General features: G+C 66.2%; 9 protein-coding genes. 3 read left to right on the top strand and 6 right to left on the bottom strand.

Going from position 1 to position 14,020, the window contains the following annotated elements:
* Window positions 1-107 precede the first annotated feature (107 nt).
* Window positions 108-2,255: a TonB-dependent siderophore receptor gene (locus tag BCY78_RS04625; protein WP_083194818.1), complete on the bottom strand. Its 2,148-nt coding sequence runs from the start codon at window positions 2,253-2,255 to the stop codon at window positions 108-110.
* Window positions 2,256-2,468: 213 nt separating this feature from the next.
* On the opposite strand from BCY78_RS04625, the gene BCY78_RS04620 reads away from it, so the two are divergent.
* The gene (locus BCY78_RS04620; protein WP_068298490.1) at window positions 2,469-3,341 is read left to right on the top strand and encodes an AraC family transcriptional regulator; all 873 of its coding nucleotides are present in this window, start codon (window positions 2,469-2,471) and stop codon (window positions 3,339-3,341) included.
* 9 nt (window positions 3,342-3,350) lie between these two features.
* Here the strand turns inward: BCY78_RS04620 and BCY78_RS04615 are convergent, their stop codons facing one another.
* Window positions 3,351-5,051, bottom strand: a complete 1,701-nt coding sequence (locus BCY78_RS04615; RefSeq protein ID WP_068298489.1) for an ABC transporter ATP-binding protein — start codon at window positions 5,049-5,051, stop codon at window positions 3,351-3,353.
* A gap of 151 nt (window positions 5,052-5,202) precedes the next feature.
* Here BCY78_RS04615 and BCY78_RS04610 point away from each other — a divergent pair, with 151 nt between their 5' ends.
* Window positions 5,203-5,631: an NUDIX hydrolase gene (locus tag BCY78_RS04610; RefSeq protein WP_068298486.1), complete on the top strand. Its 429-nt coding sequence runs from the start codon at window positions 5,203-5,205 to the stop codon at window positions 5,629-5,631.
* Window positions 5,632-5,998: 367 nt separating this feature from the next.
* Here the strand turns inward: BCY78_RS04610 and BCY78_RS04605 are convergent, their stop codons facing one another.
* The 4 genes from BCY78_RS04605 to BCY78_RS04590 all read right to left on the bottom strand — a co-directional run bounded on the left by BCY78_RS04605 (window position 5,999) and on the right by BCY78_RS04590 (window position 11,687).
* Complete coding sequence (locus BCY78_RS04605) at window positions 5,999-7,048, bottom strand: glycine betaine/L-proline ABC transporter ATP-binding protein (protein WP_068298483.1); 1,050 nt, start codon at window positions 7,046-7,048, stop codon at window positions 5,999-6,001.
* Window positions 7,049-7,058: 10 nt separating this feature from the next.
* Complete coding sequence (locus tag BCY78_RS04600; RefSeq protein WP_068298481.1) at window positions 7,059-8,108, bottom strand: proline/glycine betaine ABC transporter permease; 1,050 nt, start codon at window positions 8,106-8,108, stop codon at window positions 7,059-7,061.
* 112 nt (window positions 8,109-8,220) lie between these two features.
* Window positions 8,221-9,162 (bottom strand): glycine betaine ABC transporter substrate-binding protein, encoded by a 942-nt coding sequence (locus BCY78_RS04595; protein WP_233499347.1) that lies wholly within the window; start codon window positions 9,160-9,162, stop codon window positions 8,221-8,223.
* 314 nt (window positions 9,163-9,476) lie between these two features.
* Entirely contained in the window at window positions 9,477-11,687 is a 2,211-nt protein-coding gene (locus BCY78_RS04590; protein WP_068298476.1) for an ATP-binding protein, read from the bottom strand.
* A gap of 577 nt (window positions 11,688-12,264) precedes the next feature.
* On the opposite strand from BCY78_RS04590, the gene BCY78_RS04585 reads away from it, so the two are divergent.
* Window positions 12,265-13,842, top strand: a complete 1,578-nt coding sequence (locus tag BCY78_RS04585; RefSeq protein ID WP_083194817.1) for an ABC transporter substrate-binding protein — start codon at window positions 12,265-12,267, stop codon at window positions 13,840-13,842.
* Window positions 13,843-14,020: the final 178 nt, after the last annotated feature.

The raw sequence follows: 14,020 nt of genomic DNA, 5'->3' as shown, positions 1-14,020 counted from the left end.
CGGGGGCTCCGGCGAACCGAGGGGACAGGACGGCGCAGACCCGGCCCATGACGGCGCCGGGTCTCGCAGGCTGGCATGGGGCGCGGGGCCCCGGCTGGCGCGAAGGATCAGAAGCTGCGGGTCAGCGTCAGGCTGACGTTGCGGCCTTCGCCCTGATAGCACCAATAGGCGCTGTTGCACGAGGCCACATAATCGCGATCCAGCAGGTTCGTGATGAACATGTTGGCCGACCAGCCGCCCTCGAAATCATAGCGCGCGCCAAGGTCCACCAGCGTGCGGCCGGGAACGCGGGCCGAGTTCTCGTTGTCGACCCAGCTGGCGCCGGTGTAGCGCAGGCCGCCACTCAGGGTCAGCCCGTCGATGGAGGCCGGTTGCCAGATCAGCATCAGCGAGGCCTGCGTCTCGGCCACGGTCATCGGCGTGTTGCCGACGATGGCCGGGTTCAGGTCGGCGAGGATCTCGGCATCGAGCAGCGTGGCCGAGGCTTCCAGCGTCAGGCTGTCACTTAGGCGGCCGCGATACTCCAGCTCCACCCCGCGCGAGCGGATTTCGCCGATCTGGTAGTAGTAATAGCTGCCGATCGCCCAGTCGTATTGGTCAAGGCTCACGTTCTCACGCCGGATGTCGAAGGCGGCAATCGAGAACAGGGTGCTGTCATCGGGCGACCAGCGCAGGCCGATCTCGGCCTGATGGCCCGATTCCGGCACGATCGCGTTGCCGGCGGGATTGGCGACGATCTGCGGATTGAAATAGGTGCCCAGCGTCGCATAGGGCGTGAAGGCCCCGATCTGGCGCGACAGGCCCAGCCGCCACGAGAACTCACGATCCGAGCGGTCGACCCCGGCCACCCCCGTCGCCGCATCGCGGGTCGAGGTCGTGCTGACCCAGTCGTAGCGGCCGTTCATCGTCAGCATCCAGCCCTCGCCGAAGCGCATCTGGTCCTGCAGATAAAGGCCGACCTGCTGCTGCGTGATCTCCTGATCCAGATAGGGCACGGGCGCGGGCTGCGGCGCGCCGTAGATCGGATCGACCGAGGTCAGGCCGGTGCCCGTGGCCGAGGCCTGCACCTGATCCAGCTGGTACCGGCGCGCATCGAGGCCCGCGACCAGTGTGTGATCGACCTCGCCGGTGGCGAACTGGCCGGTGACATGCAGGTCGTTGGACAGCACCGTGGTCAGGCTGTCATGGGCAAAGACCAGACGGCTGAGGGTCCCGTCGGGATCGGTGGGCGTCAGCGAATAGCCGGCATAGCCATAGGCATAGACCATCTGTTCGCGCACATGCGCCCGGCCCCAGCGGAAGGTGTTGTTCAGCGTCCAGCCATCCGCAATGTCCTGCCGCCAGATCGCCGTGACCATCGCCTGCTGGCGGTCATAGCTGTCGAAGCCCGGCTCGCCGGTGTTGAAATATTCGCCGAACCGGCCGAAAGGCGCGTCCACGACCGTCCCCTCGTAGGGCAGCCAGGTCCCGCCAACATGGGTCTCGTCCATATCGGTGTAATTCGCGGCGACGGTCAGCGTGCCGCCATTCTCGAACCGATGGGTCACGGCGGCGAAGGCCAGCGCGGTGGTGCCGGGCGCGAACATGCCGTAGCCGTCGGTGCGCTGGACGCGGGCGCCAAAGCGCAGGGCGGTGTTCTCGTCGAGGTGACGGTTGCTGTCGACGCTGACCCAGGCGCGCCCCTGCGAGGTGGCGCCGATCTCGGTCACGGTGCCTTCGGTATCGGTGGGCAGGCGGCTGACGAAATTCACCACGCCGCCGGGGTTCGAGGAGCCGTAGACCATCGACGACGGCCCGCGCAGCACCTCGACCCGCTCGACGAGGAAGGGATCGATGTAGAAGCTGCCGAAGCCATAGGACAGCAGCTGCGAGCCATCCATGAACATCCCGGTCTGTGTCGCGTCATAGCCGCGCAGGAAGACCCAGTTGGTGTCGGAATCATAGGCATAGGGCGCGGCCTGAACGCCGGCGGTGTATTGCAGCGCCTCGTCCAGCTTCCCGAGGTTGCGGCGGGCGATCTGCTCGGACGAGACGACCGAGATCGACTGCGGCACCTCGGTCAGCGGCGTCGGCGTCAGCACGCCGGTCAGGGTCAGGGGATCGACCTGATCCGAGATCGGCTCGGCCCCCAGAATCGAGAAGCGCAGTTGCCCGAGATACTGGAAATCCTCGGTCTCCTGTGCCGAAAGGGGGGCGGCCACCAGCCCCATCAGCGCCGTGCTGCCCAGAAGGCCCATCAGCCGGTTCGCGCGCATCCCTGTTCTCCCAACCTGTCATTTGCGTGATGTCGGGGGCCGCCTTACGGCGCGAGGGGCGGGCCTGTATTGCTCAGAACTGTCCCGGATGGAACGAAACCGCCGTCTCGCGGCGCTTTCGCCGCGCGGCGACGGTTGACCCGCCCGCCGGGTGCGGTATTTTGCCCGCCAGCCAGGGAAACCAGCCAGAAACCGCGATTTCGGGCGATTCCCATGTTCCTCCCCTCGATGCAGGCCTTCATTGAAGACATCCGCGCCGTCGCCGACGTGCGCTGGCTCAGTTGGCCGGGCGCGATGGCGGACCATTGGCAGGCCAGCGGGCAGAAGGGCGGGCATGGGTTCTATGTCTCGCCCGATCCGCGCATGGTCGTGTTCCTCGAACCCGCGCCGCCCATCGGCCTGTCGGCCTGCGCCGAACAGCCGGGGCACGCGCGTCTGGCTTATGTCCCGGCGGGCGTGCCGATCTGGAGCCACATGCATGCCGACGGGACCTTCAGCCATCTGGATCTGCACTTCTCGCTCGCCGCGCTGGTGCCGGACCGGGCCGAGCAGGCCACCCTGCCGCAAACGCCTGTCCTGCTGGACAGCCATCCGGGGATCGAACATCTGGCCGCGTTGATCCTGTCCGAGATCACCATGCAACGCTGCGATCCGTTGCTGCTGGATGCATTGGTCAAGGCGATGCTGGGCTATTTTCGGCAGGCGGGCAGCGCGGCCCCTTCCAGCCCCTGCGCGACCTGCCCGAATGCGCGCGGCTTCACCCTGCGCCAGCAGCGGCAGGTGCTGCGCGTCATCGACGAGAACCTGCACCGCCGGATCACCATTGCCGAGCTGGCCGAGGCCGCCGGCCTGTCCGAAAGCTGGTTCGCCCGCGCCTTCCGCGCCGCCCTGGGTGAGACGCCGGCGCGCATCATCGCCCGCAAGCGGATCGACCGGGCCAAGGTGATGCTGCGCGACACCGAGGACCCTCTGGTCGAGATCGCGGTGGCCACCGGCTTCTCGGATCAGGCGCATTTCACCCGCGTGTTCCGCAGCCAGACCGGCACCACCCCCGCCGCTTGGCGCGAGCAGATGCTGGCCGCGTAACGCCCGCTCTCAGTCCATCATCGCGAAATAATCGGCCTCGCGCTCGACCAGTTCCTCGTGGCGACCGCTCTCGACGATGCGCCCTTCGTTGAGGACGACGATGCGGTCGGCATGGCGGATGGTCTGCAAACGGTGGGCGATCACCAGTGTCGTCCGCCCCCGCGACAGCGCATCCAACGCCGCCTGCACCTTGCGCTCGGTCCCGCGATCGAGGGCCGAGGTCGCCTCGTCCAGCAGAAGGATCGGCGGGTCGCGCAGGAAGACGCGGGCAATCGCCACGCGCTGCTTCTGGCCACCCGAGAGCATCACGCCGCGCTCACCCACCATGGTCTCCAGCCCCTCGGGCAGACGGGCGACCAGCTCGGACAGCTGGGCCTGTTCCACGGCGTGCAGGATCTCGGCCTCGGTGGCATCGAGGCGGCCATAGGCGATGTTCTCACGCAGGGTGCCGCCGAACAGGAACACATCTTGCGACACGAGGCCGACCTGACGGCGCAGGCTTTCCAGCGTGAACGCCTCGACCGGCGTGCCGTCGATCCGCACGGCTCCGGCCGTCGGGGCATAGAAGCGCGGCAACAGGGCCATCAGGGTGCTCTTGCCCGCGCCCGAGGGGCCGACCAGCGCCACGGTCTGCCCCGGCTCGATGGTCAGCGAAACACCGTGCAGCACACCCTGCGCGCCGTCATAGGCGAAGGCCACATCGTCGAACTCGATCCGCCCGTTGAAGGCCGGGGCAGGGCGGGCGTCCGGCGCGTCGGCGATGCCGGGCCGTTCGGCCAGCAGCGCCTGAAAGCGTTGGAAGCCTGCGATGCCCCGGGGATAGGTCTCGACCACGGCGGCGATCTTCTCCAGCGGGCGGAAGAACACGCCGACCAGCAGCAGGAAGGCCACGAAGCTGCCCGTCGACAACGATCCGCCAAACACGAAGGCCGCGCCCGCCACCATCACCACCACCTGCACCAAACGCAGGCCCATGTAATGCAGCGTCGTCGCATAGGCCATGATGCGATAGGCGGTCAGCTTCGTCGCGCGGTAGCCGTCGTTGGCGCGGGCGAAGAGGGCGCGCTCGTGCCCCTCGTTGGTGAAGGCCTGAACGACGCGGATACCGCCCAGCGTCTCTTCCAGCCGGACGTTGAACTGCCCGACGCGGCCATAGATCTCCTGCCAGGCCGTGGTCATGCGCCCGCCGTAGACCGCCAGCAGCAGCACCATCACCGGCACGATCACCGCGGTCATCAGCGCCAGCGGCACATGCAGCCAGAGCATCAGCGCGAAGGCGCCGGCGAAGGTCATGATGGCGATGAACAGATCCTCGGGGCCATGGTGGGCAACCTCGCCGATTTCCTCAAGGTCGCGGGTCACGCGGGCGACCAGCTTGCCGGTCTCGGCCTTGTCGAACCAGCCCCAGTTCAGGCGGGTCAGATGCTCGAAGGCGCGGGCGCGCATCTCGGTCTCGATGTTGATGCCCAGCTTGTGGCCCCAGTAGATCACCACCGCCATCAGCCCGGCATTGACCAGATAGACCACCACCAGCGCGACGGCGGCCCACATCGTCAGGCCGAATTCGCCGCGCGGCAACAGGTGGTCGATGAAACCGGCTATGGCCAGCGGAAAGGCCAGCTCCAACAGGCCCGAGATCACGGCACAGCCGAAATCCAGCCAGAACAGGCGCATATGCGGGCGGTAATAGGCGAAGAACTGGCTGAGCATGCGGCACCTTCAAGCGAGGGATGTTGGCTGACCGAAGGCTGGCTACGGGGCGGGTTGTGCGGGCAAACGGCGCGGGACGCAAGGGGGAGGGGGCCTTCACCCCGCCCGGCCCGGCGGCTAGGCTGCCGCGACCACAACGCCCCGAGGCCCCATGTCGCGCCCCTCCGTCCAACCCGTTCCTGCCGTTCTGGCCGTCGTCCTGCGCGCCGGACAGGTGCTTCTGGTGCGCCGCGCGAACCCGCCCGATGCCGGACTTTGGGGCTTTCCCGGCGGCCGGCTCGAGCCCGGCGAAACCCTCGGCGCGGCGGCCCTGCGTGAGCTGGCCGAGGAAACCGGCGTGCAGGCGCGGGCGCCTGAGGTCCTGACCGCCCTCGATGCGCTGGATTCCGATGACGCCGGGCAATTGCGCTTTCACTACGTCCTGATCGCCGTGGTCTGCCAATGGGTCTCCGGCGAGCCGGTGGCCGCGGATGATGCGCTGGAGGCACGCTGGGTCGATCTTGAAGCCCTTGTTGGAGGCGCCTTGGCCACCAGCAAGGACGTGGCCGAGGTCGCGATGAGGGCGGCCGCGCTACGCTAGGCCTTTGTTCCCGATGCGGAAACTCAGCGTTCCGGACAAGGTGTCGCGTTGCAGGCGCCAAGCGGAAATGGTAAACAGATCCTATCTGAGAAGCTGGGGGGAGAGCCGCCCCCCGAAGATGTCGACCTTGGGATGATCCGGCGGGCCCCCACCCGCTTCGACGCAGATACAGGCTGTCTACCGGGCGCGTTGGCGGATCGGGACTGGTTTGTATGAGTGCTTCCGAGTTTGCTCCGGTCCCGCCGACGTGCCCACCCATTTGGATGTCCGGCCTTGTTGCGTGGCCGTCATACAGCGCCGCTGTCGTGTCGCCGGTCGCTGGCGAACGGGAAAAGGGGCGTCCCTGATACAGGACCGCCCCGCTGCTTCACTCTGCCGCCTGACGGCTGCCGCGCGGCACCAATGCCCGCATCACCGTGGCCATCTCCAGCGTGCCAAGCACCTCGCCCTTGCGAACGACCCGGAACCGGGGCTCCAGCGCGCCCTTGGCGGCGGCGATGACACTCTCGAGGTTGTCGTCAGGCGCAATGTCGCCCGCAAAGGTTCCCTCCGCCGGACCGGCCTGCATGACCGAGCGGACCCGCAACACGCGGGCGCGGTTGATGTCGGCCACGAAGTCCTCGATGTAGGGATCGGACGGATTCAGCAGGATGTGCTGCGGCTCGCCCTGCTGCACGACCTCGCCATCCTTCAGGATCACCAGATGATCCGCCAGCTTCAGCGCCTCATCCAGATCGTGGGTGATGAAGACGATGGTCTTGTGCAGCTCCTCCTGCAGCTCCAGCAGCAGGTCCTGCATGTCGGTCCGAATGAGCGGATCCAGCGCCGAGAACGCCTCGTCCATCAGCATGATCCCGGAGTTCGAGGTCAGCGCCCGCGCGATCCCCACCCGTTGCTGCATCCCGCCGGACAATTCGTGCGGATATTGATGGCCGTTGCCGCCAAGCCCCACGCGCTTGAGCCATGTCTTCGCTTCGGGCTCCCAGTCGCGGCGTTTGACGCCCCGCGTCGCCAGCGCAGTCCCGGCATTCTCCAGCACCGTGCGATGCGGCAGAAGCGCGAACTTCTGGAACACCATCGACATCGTCTCGCGCCGCAACTGGCGCAGCTTGCCTTCAGGCCAGGTCAGGATGTTCTCGCCATCGACCAGCACCTCGCCCGCCGTCGGTTCGATCAGCCGATTCAGGTGGCGGATCAGCGTCGACTTGCCCGAGCCGGACAGGCCCATGATGACGGTGATCTGCCCCTCGCGCATGTCGACGTTGATGTCGCGCAGGCCCAGCACATGGCGGGTGGTCTTCAGAAGCTCGGGCTTGCCCATCCCCTCACGCACCTTGGTCATGGCGGCCTCGGGCTCGGGGCCGAAGATCTTGTACAGATGGCGGATCGAGACCTTGACGGGTTTATCGGTTGTCATGTTTCTCTCCTCAGCGGTTGGACGCGCTGGCGTCGATGCGGGCCAGCGCGGCCTTGGTCACGCGGTCCAAAAGGATCGCCAGCAGCACGATGCCGAAGCCCGCGACCAGCCCGGTGCCCAGTTCCAGATTGCGGATGCCGCGCAGCACGAGGATCCCCAGACCCGGCGCCGCGACCATCGAGGCAATCACCACCATTGCCAGTGACATCATGATCGTCTGGTTCACCCCGGCCATGATGTTGGGCAGGGCCAGCGGGATCTGCACGCCGAACAGCTTTTGCGTCTTGGTCATGCCGAAGGCATCGGCGGCCTCAATCACGTCCTTGTCGACCAGCCGGATGCCGAGGTTCGTCAGCCGGACAACCGGCACGATGGCATAGAGGATCACGGCGATGCCGTAGAGCTTGGGCTCGGTGACCGAGAACAGGAAGATCAGCGGGATCAGATAGACGAAGGGCGGTAGGGTCTGCAGCATGTCGAGGATCGGCGTGACGAAATTCTGCATCCGGTCCGACCGCGACATGGCGATGCCGATCGGCACCCCGAACAAGACACAGATAAAGGCGCAGACAAAGATGATCGCCAGAGTCTCCATCGCCGCCTGATAATGGTCGACGAAGGCCAGCAGGCCGATGAACAGGGCAACCAGCCCGACCACCTTCCACGACCGGCCGACCGCCCAGGTGATCAGCAGCAGGATCGGGATCATCAGCCACCACGGCGTGGCGGTCATCACCCACAGCATCTCGCGCAGCATCCAGCTGAGGGGTTGCGTGACCGGGTCCACCACCACCCGCAACGCGTCGCGAATGCCGAGGAAGCCGGTCTCCAACCCGACGGTCAGGTCGCGGGAACGGGGGATCGCCGGGCAGGAGGCGGCCAGCGCATCCAGCGAGGGGAAGGGCAGATCCCAGAGCGAGCCCGCATCCGCGGCGGCCTCGGTCGAGCCGCCCTGCGCCCTCGCCAGGAGATCCGCCATCGACATCGGCCCGTCCTGCGCCCCGGCGTCGCACCAGTCGCGCAGCCCGAGGCTGTCGAAAAATCCGTCGTATGTTGCCATGCCATCCTCGGGCGCCCGGCCCGTCCTTTCGTCTGTCAGCAAGGAACGGCGCCGGGGGTCCGGCGCCGTCCGATCTTTGCGGCAGGGTTGAACCCCGCCGGGCCCCTGTGGGTTACTGGGCTTCCAGCAGCGCCGAGAGGTTCTCGCGCGCCGCGTCGTTCAGCCAGGCCGACCATTCCTCAGGATAGGTCGACAGGTAGTAGACGGCGGTCTCGGCGGCCGAGGCGGTGTTCTCGTTGCGCCAAGCCAGAAGCGCGCTCATCACGTCGGTCTGGAACACCATCTTCGAGAAGAACTCGGCCTCGGCCGGATGCTCTTCGACGAAGCTGGCGGTGACCGAGGTCAGGATCGGCGCGTCCGGGAATTCCGATACCTGCGGGTTCTCTGCATTCGGGTTCTGCAGCTCGGCGAAGGCGTCGGCGTCGTAATCGCCCAGCTCGACCCGGGTCATGTCGTACATGCCCAGCGGCACGGTCGGCGCCCAGTAATAGCCGAACCACGGCTCACCATCCGTGGCCGCAGCGCCCATAGAGGTCGCCAGCGTCTCGCCCGAGCCGTGGTTGAACACCTCGATGCCATGGCCTTCAAGATCCAGCGCGGCGGCGAGGTTGTCCGACACCACGCGGCAGCCCCAGCCGTCCGGGCAATTGTTGAAGCGCCCGCCGACCAGCTCGGGGTTGGCGAGGATGCCTTCGATCGTGGTCAGCTCGGGGTGCTCTTCGGCCAGCGCGGTGGGGATCCACCAGCCCTCGACGCCGCCCGGCTGCAGCACATTGGCCAGCCGCACCATGGTGCCGGCTTCCTCGAGACGGCGATAGGCATCGCCGGCCGAGTTCAGCCACAGGTCCGTCACCACATCCGGCTCACCGTTCTCGGCGACCGAGGTGATGGCGGGGATGGTGTCCGAGTTGACCAGCGTGACGTCGCAGCCATAGCCCTGTTCCAGCAGGAACTGTGCGACTTCGGTGATCACCTCGGCCGAGGCCCAGCCCATCTGCGCGATGGAGATCTCGCCGCATTGGGCGTTGTCCTGGGCGGCAGCCGACGTGGCCATGAAGCCCGCGGCGCCAAAGGCCGCGAACGTAGCAAGCGTACGCATAAGTAGTCCTTTCAAGGTATTGTCGGATCAGCCAGATCCAAGGGACCCCTCAGCTGCGCAGGGCGCAGAGAGCGGTCGTCGTTTCAGCGATCACAGGGAGGACGCAACTTGCCCCGGCGCAGCGGCGCAGGGCAAAGGTAGGTCCCGGTGTCGGAAACGGGCTTTTGGCGGTCGTTAGCCATAAGCGACACATTTCACAGGCAAACCGACAGTGCAACCCGAAAGCTGACAGCGCTGTCCATTCAGGCTGCGTGTCCGTAACGCTTTGGTCAGGCAGCGTTTTCCCTGCGCAGGGACATCAAGGCGCCCAATGTCGTGATGAAATCCGCCTTGCGGAACGGCTTTGACAGGCAGGCATCGAAACCGGCCTCCAGATACTCGCGGACCTGATGATGCATCGCATTCGCGGTGACGGCGATGATCGGAATCGGCGGCGCGTCAGCGGTCAGGGACCGGATGCGGCGCAGCGCTTCAAGGCCGTTCATGCCGGGCATCGAGATGTCCAGCAGCACGGCATCGAAGACCTCGGGGTCATAGTGATCGAGCGCGGCCTGACCATCCTCGACCAAGGTCGGCACGAGGCCCATTCCGCCCAGCATCCGCTCCAGCAGGATGCGGTTGGTGCGATTGTCATCGGCTACCAGAACCCGCCGTCCGGCCAAAGCCGAGGGAGGCCCCGGCGCGTCGGCCAGATCCTGATCCAAGGGCGCCGTGCAGCGGGGCAGGGGCAGCGTCACCGTCAGGGTGCTGCCTTCGCCGGGGCGACTGTCGAGCGTGATGGCGCCGCCCATCTTCTCGACGATCTCCTTGCAGATCGCCAATCCCAGTCCGGTCCCGCCATAGCGCCGCGCGGTGCCGCCATCGGCTTGCTCGAAGGCGTTGAACACCCGTGCCTGCGCGGCTTCGGTCATGCCCAGACCGGTGTCCGAGACGCTGATCGCCACGCGATCCCCGGCCTCTTCCGTCAGGGTGACGGTGATGGCGCCGTCGTCGGTGAACTTGATGGCGTTGTCGATCAGGTTGCCGATGACCTGCGCCAGCCGGAACGGATCGCCGCGCCGCCGTTCCAGCCCGACGCCGTCGCAATCCAGCCGGAAGGTCAGCCCCTTGGCCCGTGCCCTGAGGCCATGCAGCGCCTCGGTCTGCCGGGCGACATCGCGCAGGCGGAACGGCACCTCCTCCAGCGTCAGCTGCCCGGCCTCGACCTTGGCGAGGTCCAGAACGCCGTTCAGCACCGACAACAACATGTCGCCGGAATCGCGGATCGCCGCGACCATCTCGCGCTGGCCGGGGTCATGCAGGTCTTCGGACAAAAGGTCCGCCATCCCGAGGATGCCATTCAGCGGCGTGCGGATCTCATGGCTCATGGTGGCGAGGAACTGCGATTTGGCGTGGTTCGCGGCCTCGGCCTGTTCCTTGGCGTTGTAGAGATGGGTCACGTCGGAGCTGACGCCGCGATAGCCCAGATAGCCGCCATCTTCACCATAGAACGGCAGGCCGCTTGTCCGCACCCAGATATCCGGGCGCTCCGGCGTGGGGGAGGGCAAACGGTACACGAACCCCTCGATCGGTTGGCGGGCCTCGATCACCTGTCGCAACCCGTCCCAGCCGGGGCCGTCGGGCGCCGGGGTCGAGACTGCGGCAAGTTCGTCGCAGGGGCGGCGCAGCAGGGTGGCGCGGCGACGGCCGGTCATGCGCTCGAAGGAATCCGACAGGAAGGTGTAACGATGCGTCTTGTCGATTTCCCAGAACCAATCGGTCGAAGCCGAGCCGATGTCCTTCAACCGCTGCTGCGAGGCCCGCAGCGCCCCCAGCGTCTGCCGCAGCCGGGTGTTCACATCGGCCAGCGTCGTCTCCCGCTCTTTCGGGGCCGAGACATCCAGCGCGATGCCGCTGATCTGGCTGGGCACACCCTGCGCATCGCGGCGCGAGACATAGCCGCGCACGAGGATCCACAGCCAGTCGCCATTGTCGCGCAGCATCCGCGCCTCGCATTCCAGCTGGTCCGTCTCGCTGTACAGCGCGGCGACGGCGGCTTCGAAGCCGGGCAGATCCTCTGGATGGATCTGGGCGCGCAGGTCGTTCTGCACCGGCAGGTTCTGCAGGCCCACCATGGCATATTGCGCCTCGAACGGGCCCTCGGTGCTGACGTAGATGCGCCCGTCCGCCGCGACGCTGGCATGCCAGGTGCTGCCGTTCGCCGCGTTCAGGGCAAGGCGCATCCGTTCCTCGGATTGAAGGGCGCGGGCCAGCATGACGTCCCGTTCGCGCCAGGCGGAGCGAAGAACGGCCCACAGCGCCACTGCGGTCACCGCGATATAGGCCCAGCCCTTGCCGGTCTGGAGGGTGGAATAGATCGCAAAGTCGCCGGCGAAGAGCCACAGCAAATGGTCACTCAGCGCAATATAGGCGATGCCGATGGCAAGATAGCCAAGCGCGACAATGCGAGCCGTCAGGCGAAACGGAAGGTGATGCGTCATCGGGGGGATCTTCTCAGCGAGTTCCCACAGGTATAGCGGCCCAATTCTGATCCAAATCTTAATCAGAACTCGCCTCTGGGTTGAAAATTGCCTAAAGTTGACGAAGCAACCCGCTTAAAGCGGTTGTTTATGGTGATCAGCGCCCGCCCTTGGCCTTAGCAGCCCTTCATCGGGCGCGTCCATGGGTGTGCGTTAGGCTAGGAATCAGCGCAGACTGGTATCCCAAAGGGTTGAATCCTCGCGCATTTTAACCGGCGGCAGAGCGGCAATTGGACTTGTGTCCTGATGCCGGGGGACGATTGCTTCGGGTTCTTCCTCGGTGATGGGCGTCGGCAATCTGTGTGCCGTGACGAGATGTCGCAGAGCGATAACTCGGCGATAAAAAGGCGCCAAGAATCAATGGAACGCTTCGAACGGTCCGTGTGCGGGGTCTTTCAAGTTCGAAACATGACCTAACGGAAGGCGTGTCTTCACCCGGCCGACACGCGCGGCGGTAGAATTGACACTTTGGTCAAACCTGTATCTCCTCGACATCATTGCCCGGCCAAACGGGCATATCCCTCAACAGGAGACGACCATGACCAAGCTTCCACGCGCGCTGAGCCTGATGGCTTCGGCGGCCGCGCTGGCCCTGGCCGCCGGTTCCGCCACGGCTGAGACCCTTCGCTGGGCCCGTGTCGCCGATGCGCTGACCCTTGATCCGCACAGCCAGAACGAAGGCCCCACGCTGGTCCTTCTGCGCCATGTCTACGACACCCTCGTGTCGCGCGACGTGGACGGCACGCTGATCCCGGGCCTTGCCACCGAATGGCAGATCCACCCCGAGGATCCCTCGATCTGGGTTCTGACCCTGCGCGAAGGCGTGACCTTCCACGATGGCTCTGCCTTCACGGCCGAGGATGTCGTGTTCTCGTATGAGCGCGTGCTGCATGAAAGCTCGGGCTTCCGGGCTATCCACGCCGATGTCGTCGGCGCCGAAGCCGTGGACGAGCATACCGTCCATGTGCAGATGTCCGGCCCCTCGCCGCTGTATCCCAACAACCTGACGAACTTCTTCATCGTCGACAAAGATTGGGCCGAGGCCAATGACGTCGTCGCACCGCAGAACTTCGCTGCGGGCGAAGAGAACTTCGCCGTGCGCAACACCAACGGCACGGGCCCGTACCAGCTGGTCTCGCGCGATCCCGAGGTTCGCACCGTCCTGTCGGTGAACGAAAGCTACTGGGGCGACGCGCCGCAGGTCACCGAGGTGATCTACCAGCCGATCCCGGAAGCCGCGACGCGCATCGCCGCGCTGCTGTCGGGTGAGGTCGACTTCGTGCAGGACGTGCCGGTGCAGGACATCGCACGGCTGGAGCAGACCGACGGCGTGACCGTCGTCACCGGCCCCGAGAACCGCAACATCTTCTTCGCCTATGACGCCAGCTCGGAAACGCTGCAATCGAGCAACGTCGCCGACAACCCGTTCTCGCACCCCGAGATCCGGGAAGCCATGGCGCTGGCGCTGGACCGTGACGCGATCCGTCAGGTCGTGATGCGCGGGCAGTCGCAGCCCTCGGCCGCGCCGCTGCCGCCCTTCGTCAACGGCTGGACCGAAGAGATGAACGAATACGGGGCGCCGGATTACGATCGCGCCGCGGAGTTGGTGCGCTCGGTCTATCCGGACGGCTTCTCGGTGCAGCTGGACTGTCCGAACGACCGCTACCTGAATGACGAGGCGATCTGTCAGGCGACCGTCGGCATGCTGGGCCGCATCGGCATCAACGTGACGCTGAACTCGCAGTCGCGCTCGCTGCACTTCCCGCTGATCGAGAACCTCGACACCGACTTCTACCTGCTCGGCTGGGGCGTACCGACCTTCGATTCGGCCTACATCTTCAACTTCCTCGTGCATTCGCGCGAAGGGTCGTACGGCGCCTATAACGGCGGCCAGTATTCGAACCCGGAAGTCGATGCGATGATCGAGTCGCTGGCGACGATGACCGACCTCGACGCCCGCAACGAAGTGATCGCGCAGATCTGGGATCAGGTGATGGAGGACCGCGTCTTCCTGAACGTGCATAACCAGCTGCTGGCCTACGCGGTGCGCGACGGTGTGAACATCGCCGTTCACCCGGAAAACGCGCCGACCCTGTGGACCGTCACGGTCGACTGATCGGCTTGCGATGAAGGCGCCCGGCCGGTTTCCTGCAACCGGCCGGGCGTTTGCCATCCGGCCCCCCGGTGCGGTACACTGACCCCGCGCCCTCCTGACTGACGACAGACATCACCGGCCCGACCCCGCAAGCGCCCCCGCGATGCGGCGGCGGCCCTTTCCTCGCCAGCCCCGCCAC

The organism is Pararhodobacter sp. CCB-MM2, from assembly GCF_001691415.1.
Taxonomy (GTDB): Bacteria; Pseudomonadota; Alphaproteobacteria; order Rhodobacterales; family Rhodobacteraceae; genus Pararhodobacter.
Note: the sequence above shows the minus strand (reverse complement) of the source record. Positions and strands in the feature narration are given on the sequence as shown.

Coding starts and splice junctions, on each gene's coding strand:
- BCY78_RS04620 (WP_068298490.1), top strand. CDS start 2,469: ATGTTCCTCCCCTCGATGCAGGCCTTCATTGAAGACATCCGCGCCGTC.
- BCY78_RS04610 (WP_068298486.1), top strand. CDS start 5,203: ATGTCGCGCCCCTCCGTCCAACCCGTTCCTGCCGTTCTGGCCGTCGTC.
- BCY78_RS04585 (WP_083194817.1), top strand. CDS start 12,265: ATGACCAAGCTTCCACGCGCGCTGAGCCTGATGGCTTCGGCGGCCGCG.
- BCY78_RS04615 (WP_068298489.1), bottom strand. CDS start 5,051: ATGCTCAGCCAGTTCTTCGCCTATTACCGCCCGCATATGCGCCTGTTC.
- BCY78_RS04625 (WP_083194818.1), bottom strand. CDS start 2,255: ATGCGCGCGAACCGGCTGATGGGCCTTCTGGGCAGCACGGCGCTGATG.
- BCY78_RS04595 (WP_233499347.1), bottom strand. CDS start 9,162: ATGGCCACGTCGGCTGCCGCCCAGGACAACGCCCAATGCGGCGAGATC.
- BCY78_RS04605 (WP_068298483.1), bottom strand. CDS start 7,048: ATGACAACCGATAAACCCGTCAAGGTCTCGATCCGCCATCTGTACAAG.
- BCY78_RS04600 (WP_068298481.1), bottom strand. CDS start 8,108: ATGGCAACATACGACGGATTTTTCGACAGCCTCGGGCTGCGCGACTGG.
- BCY78_RS04590 (WP_068298476.1), bottom strand. CDS start 11,687: ATGACGCATCACCTTCCGTTTCGCCTGACGGCTCGCATTGTCGCGCTT.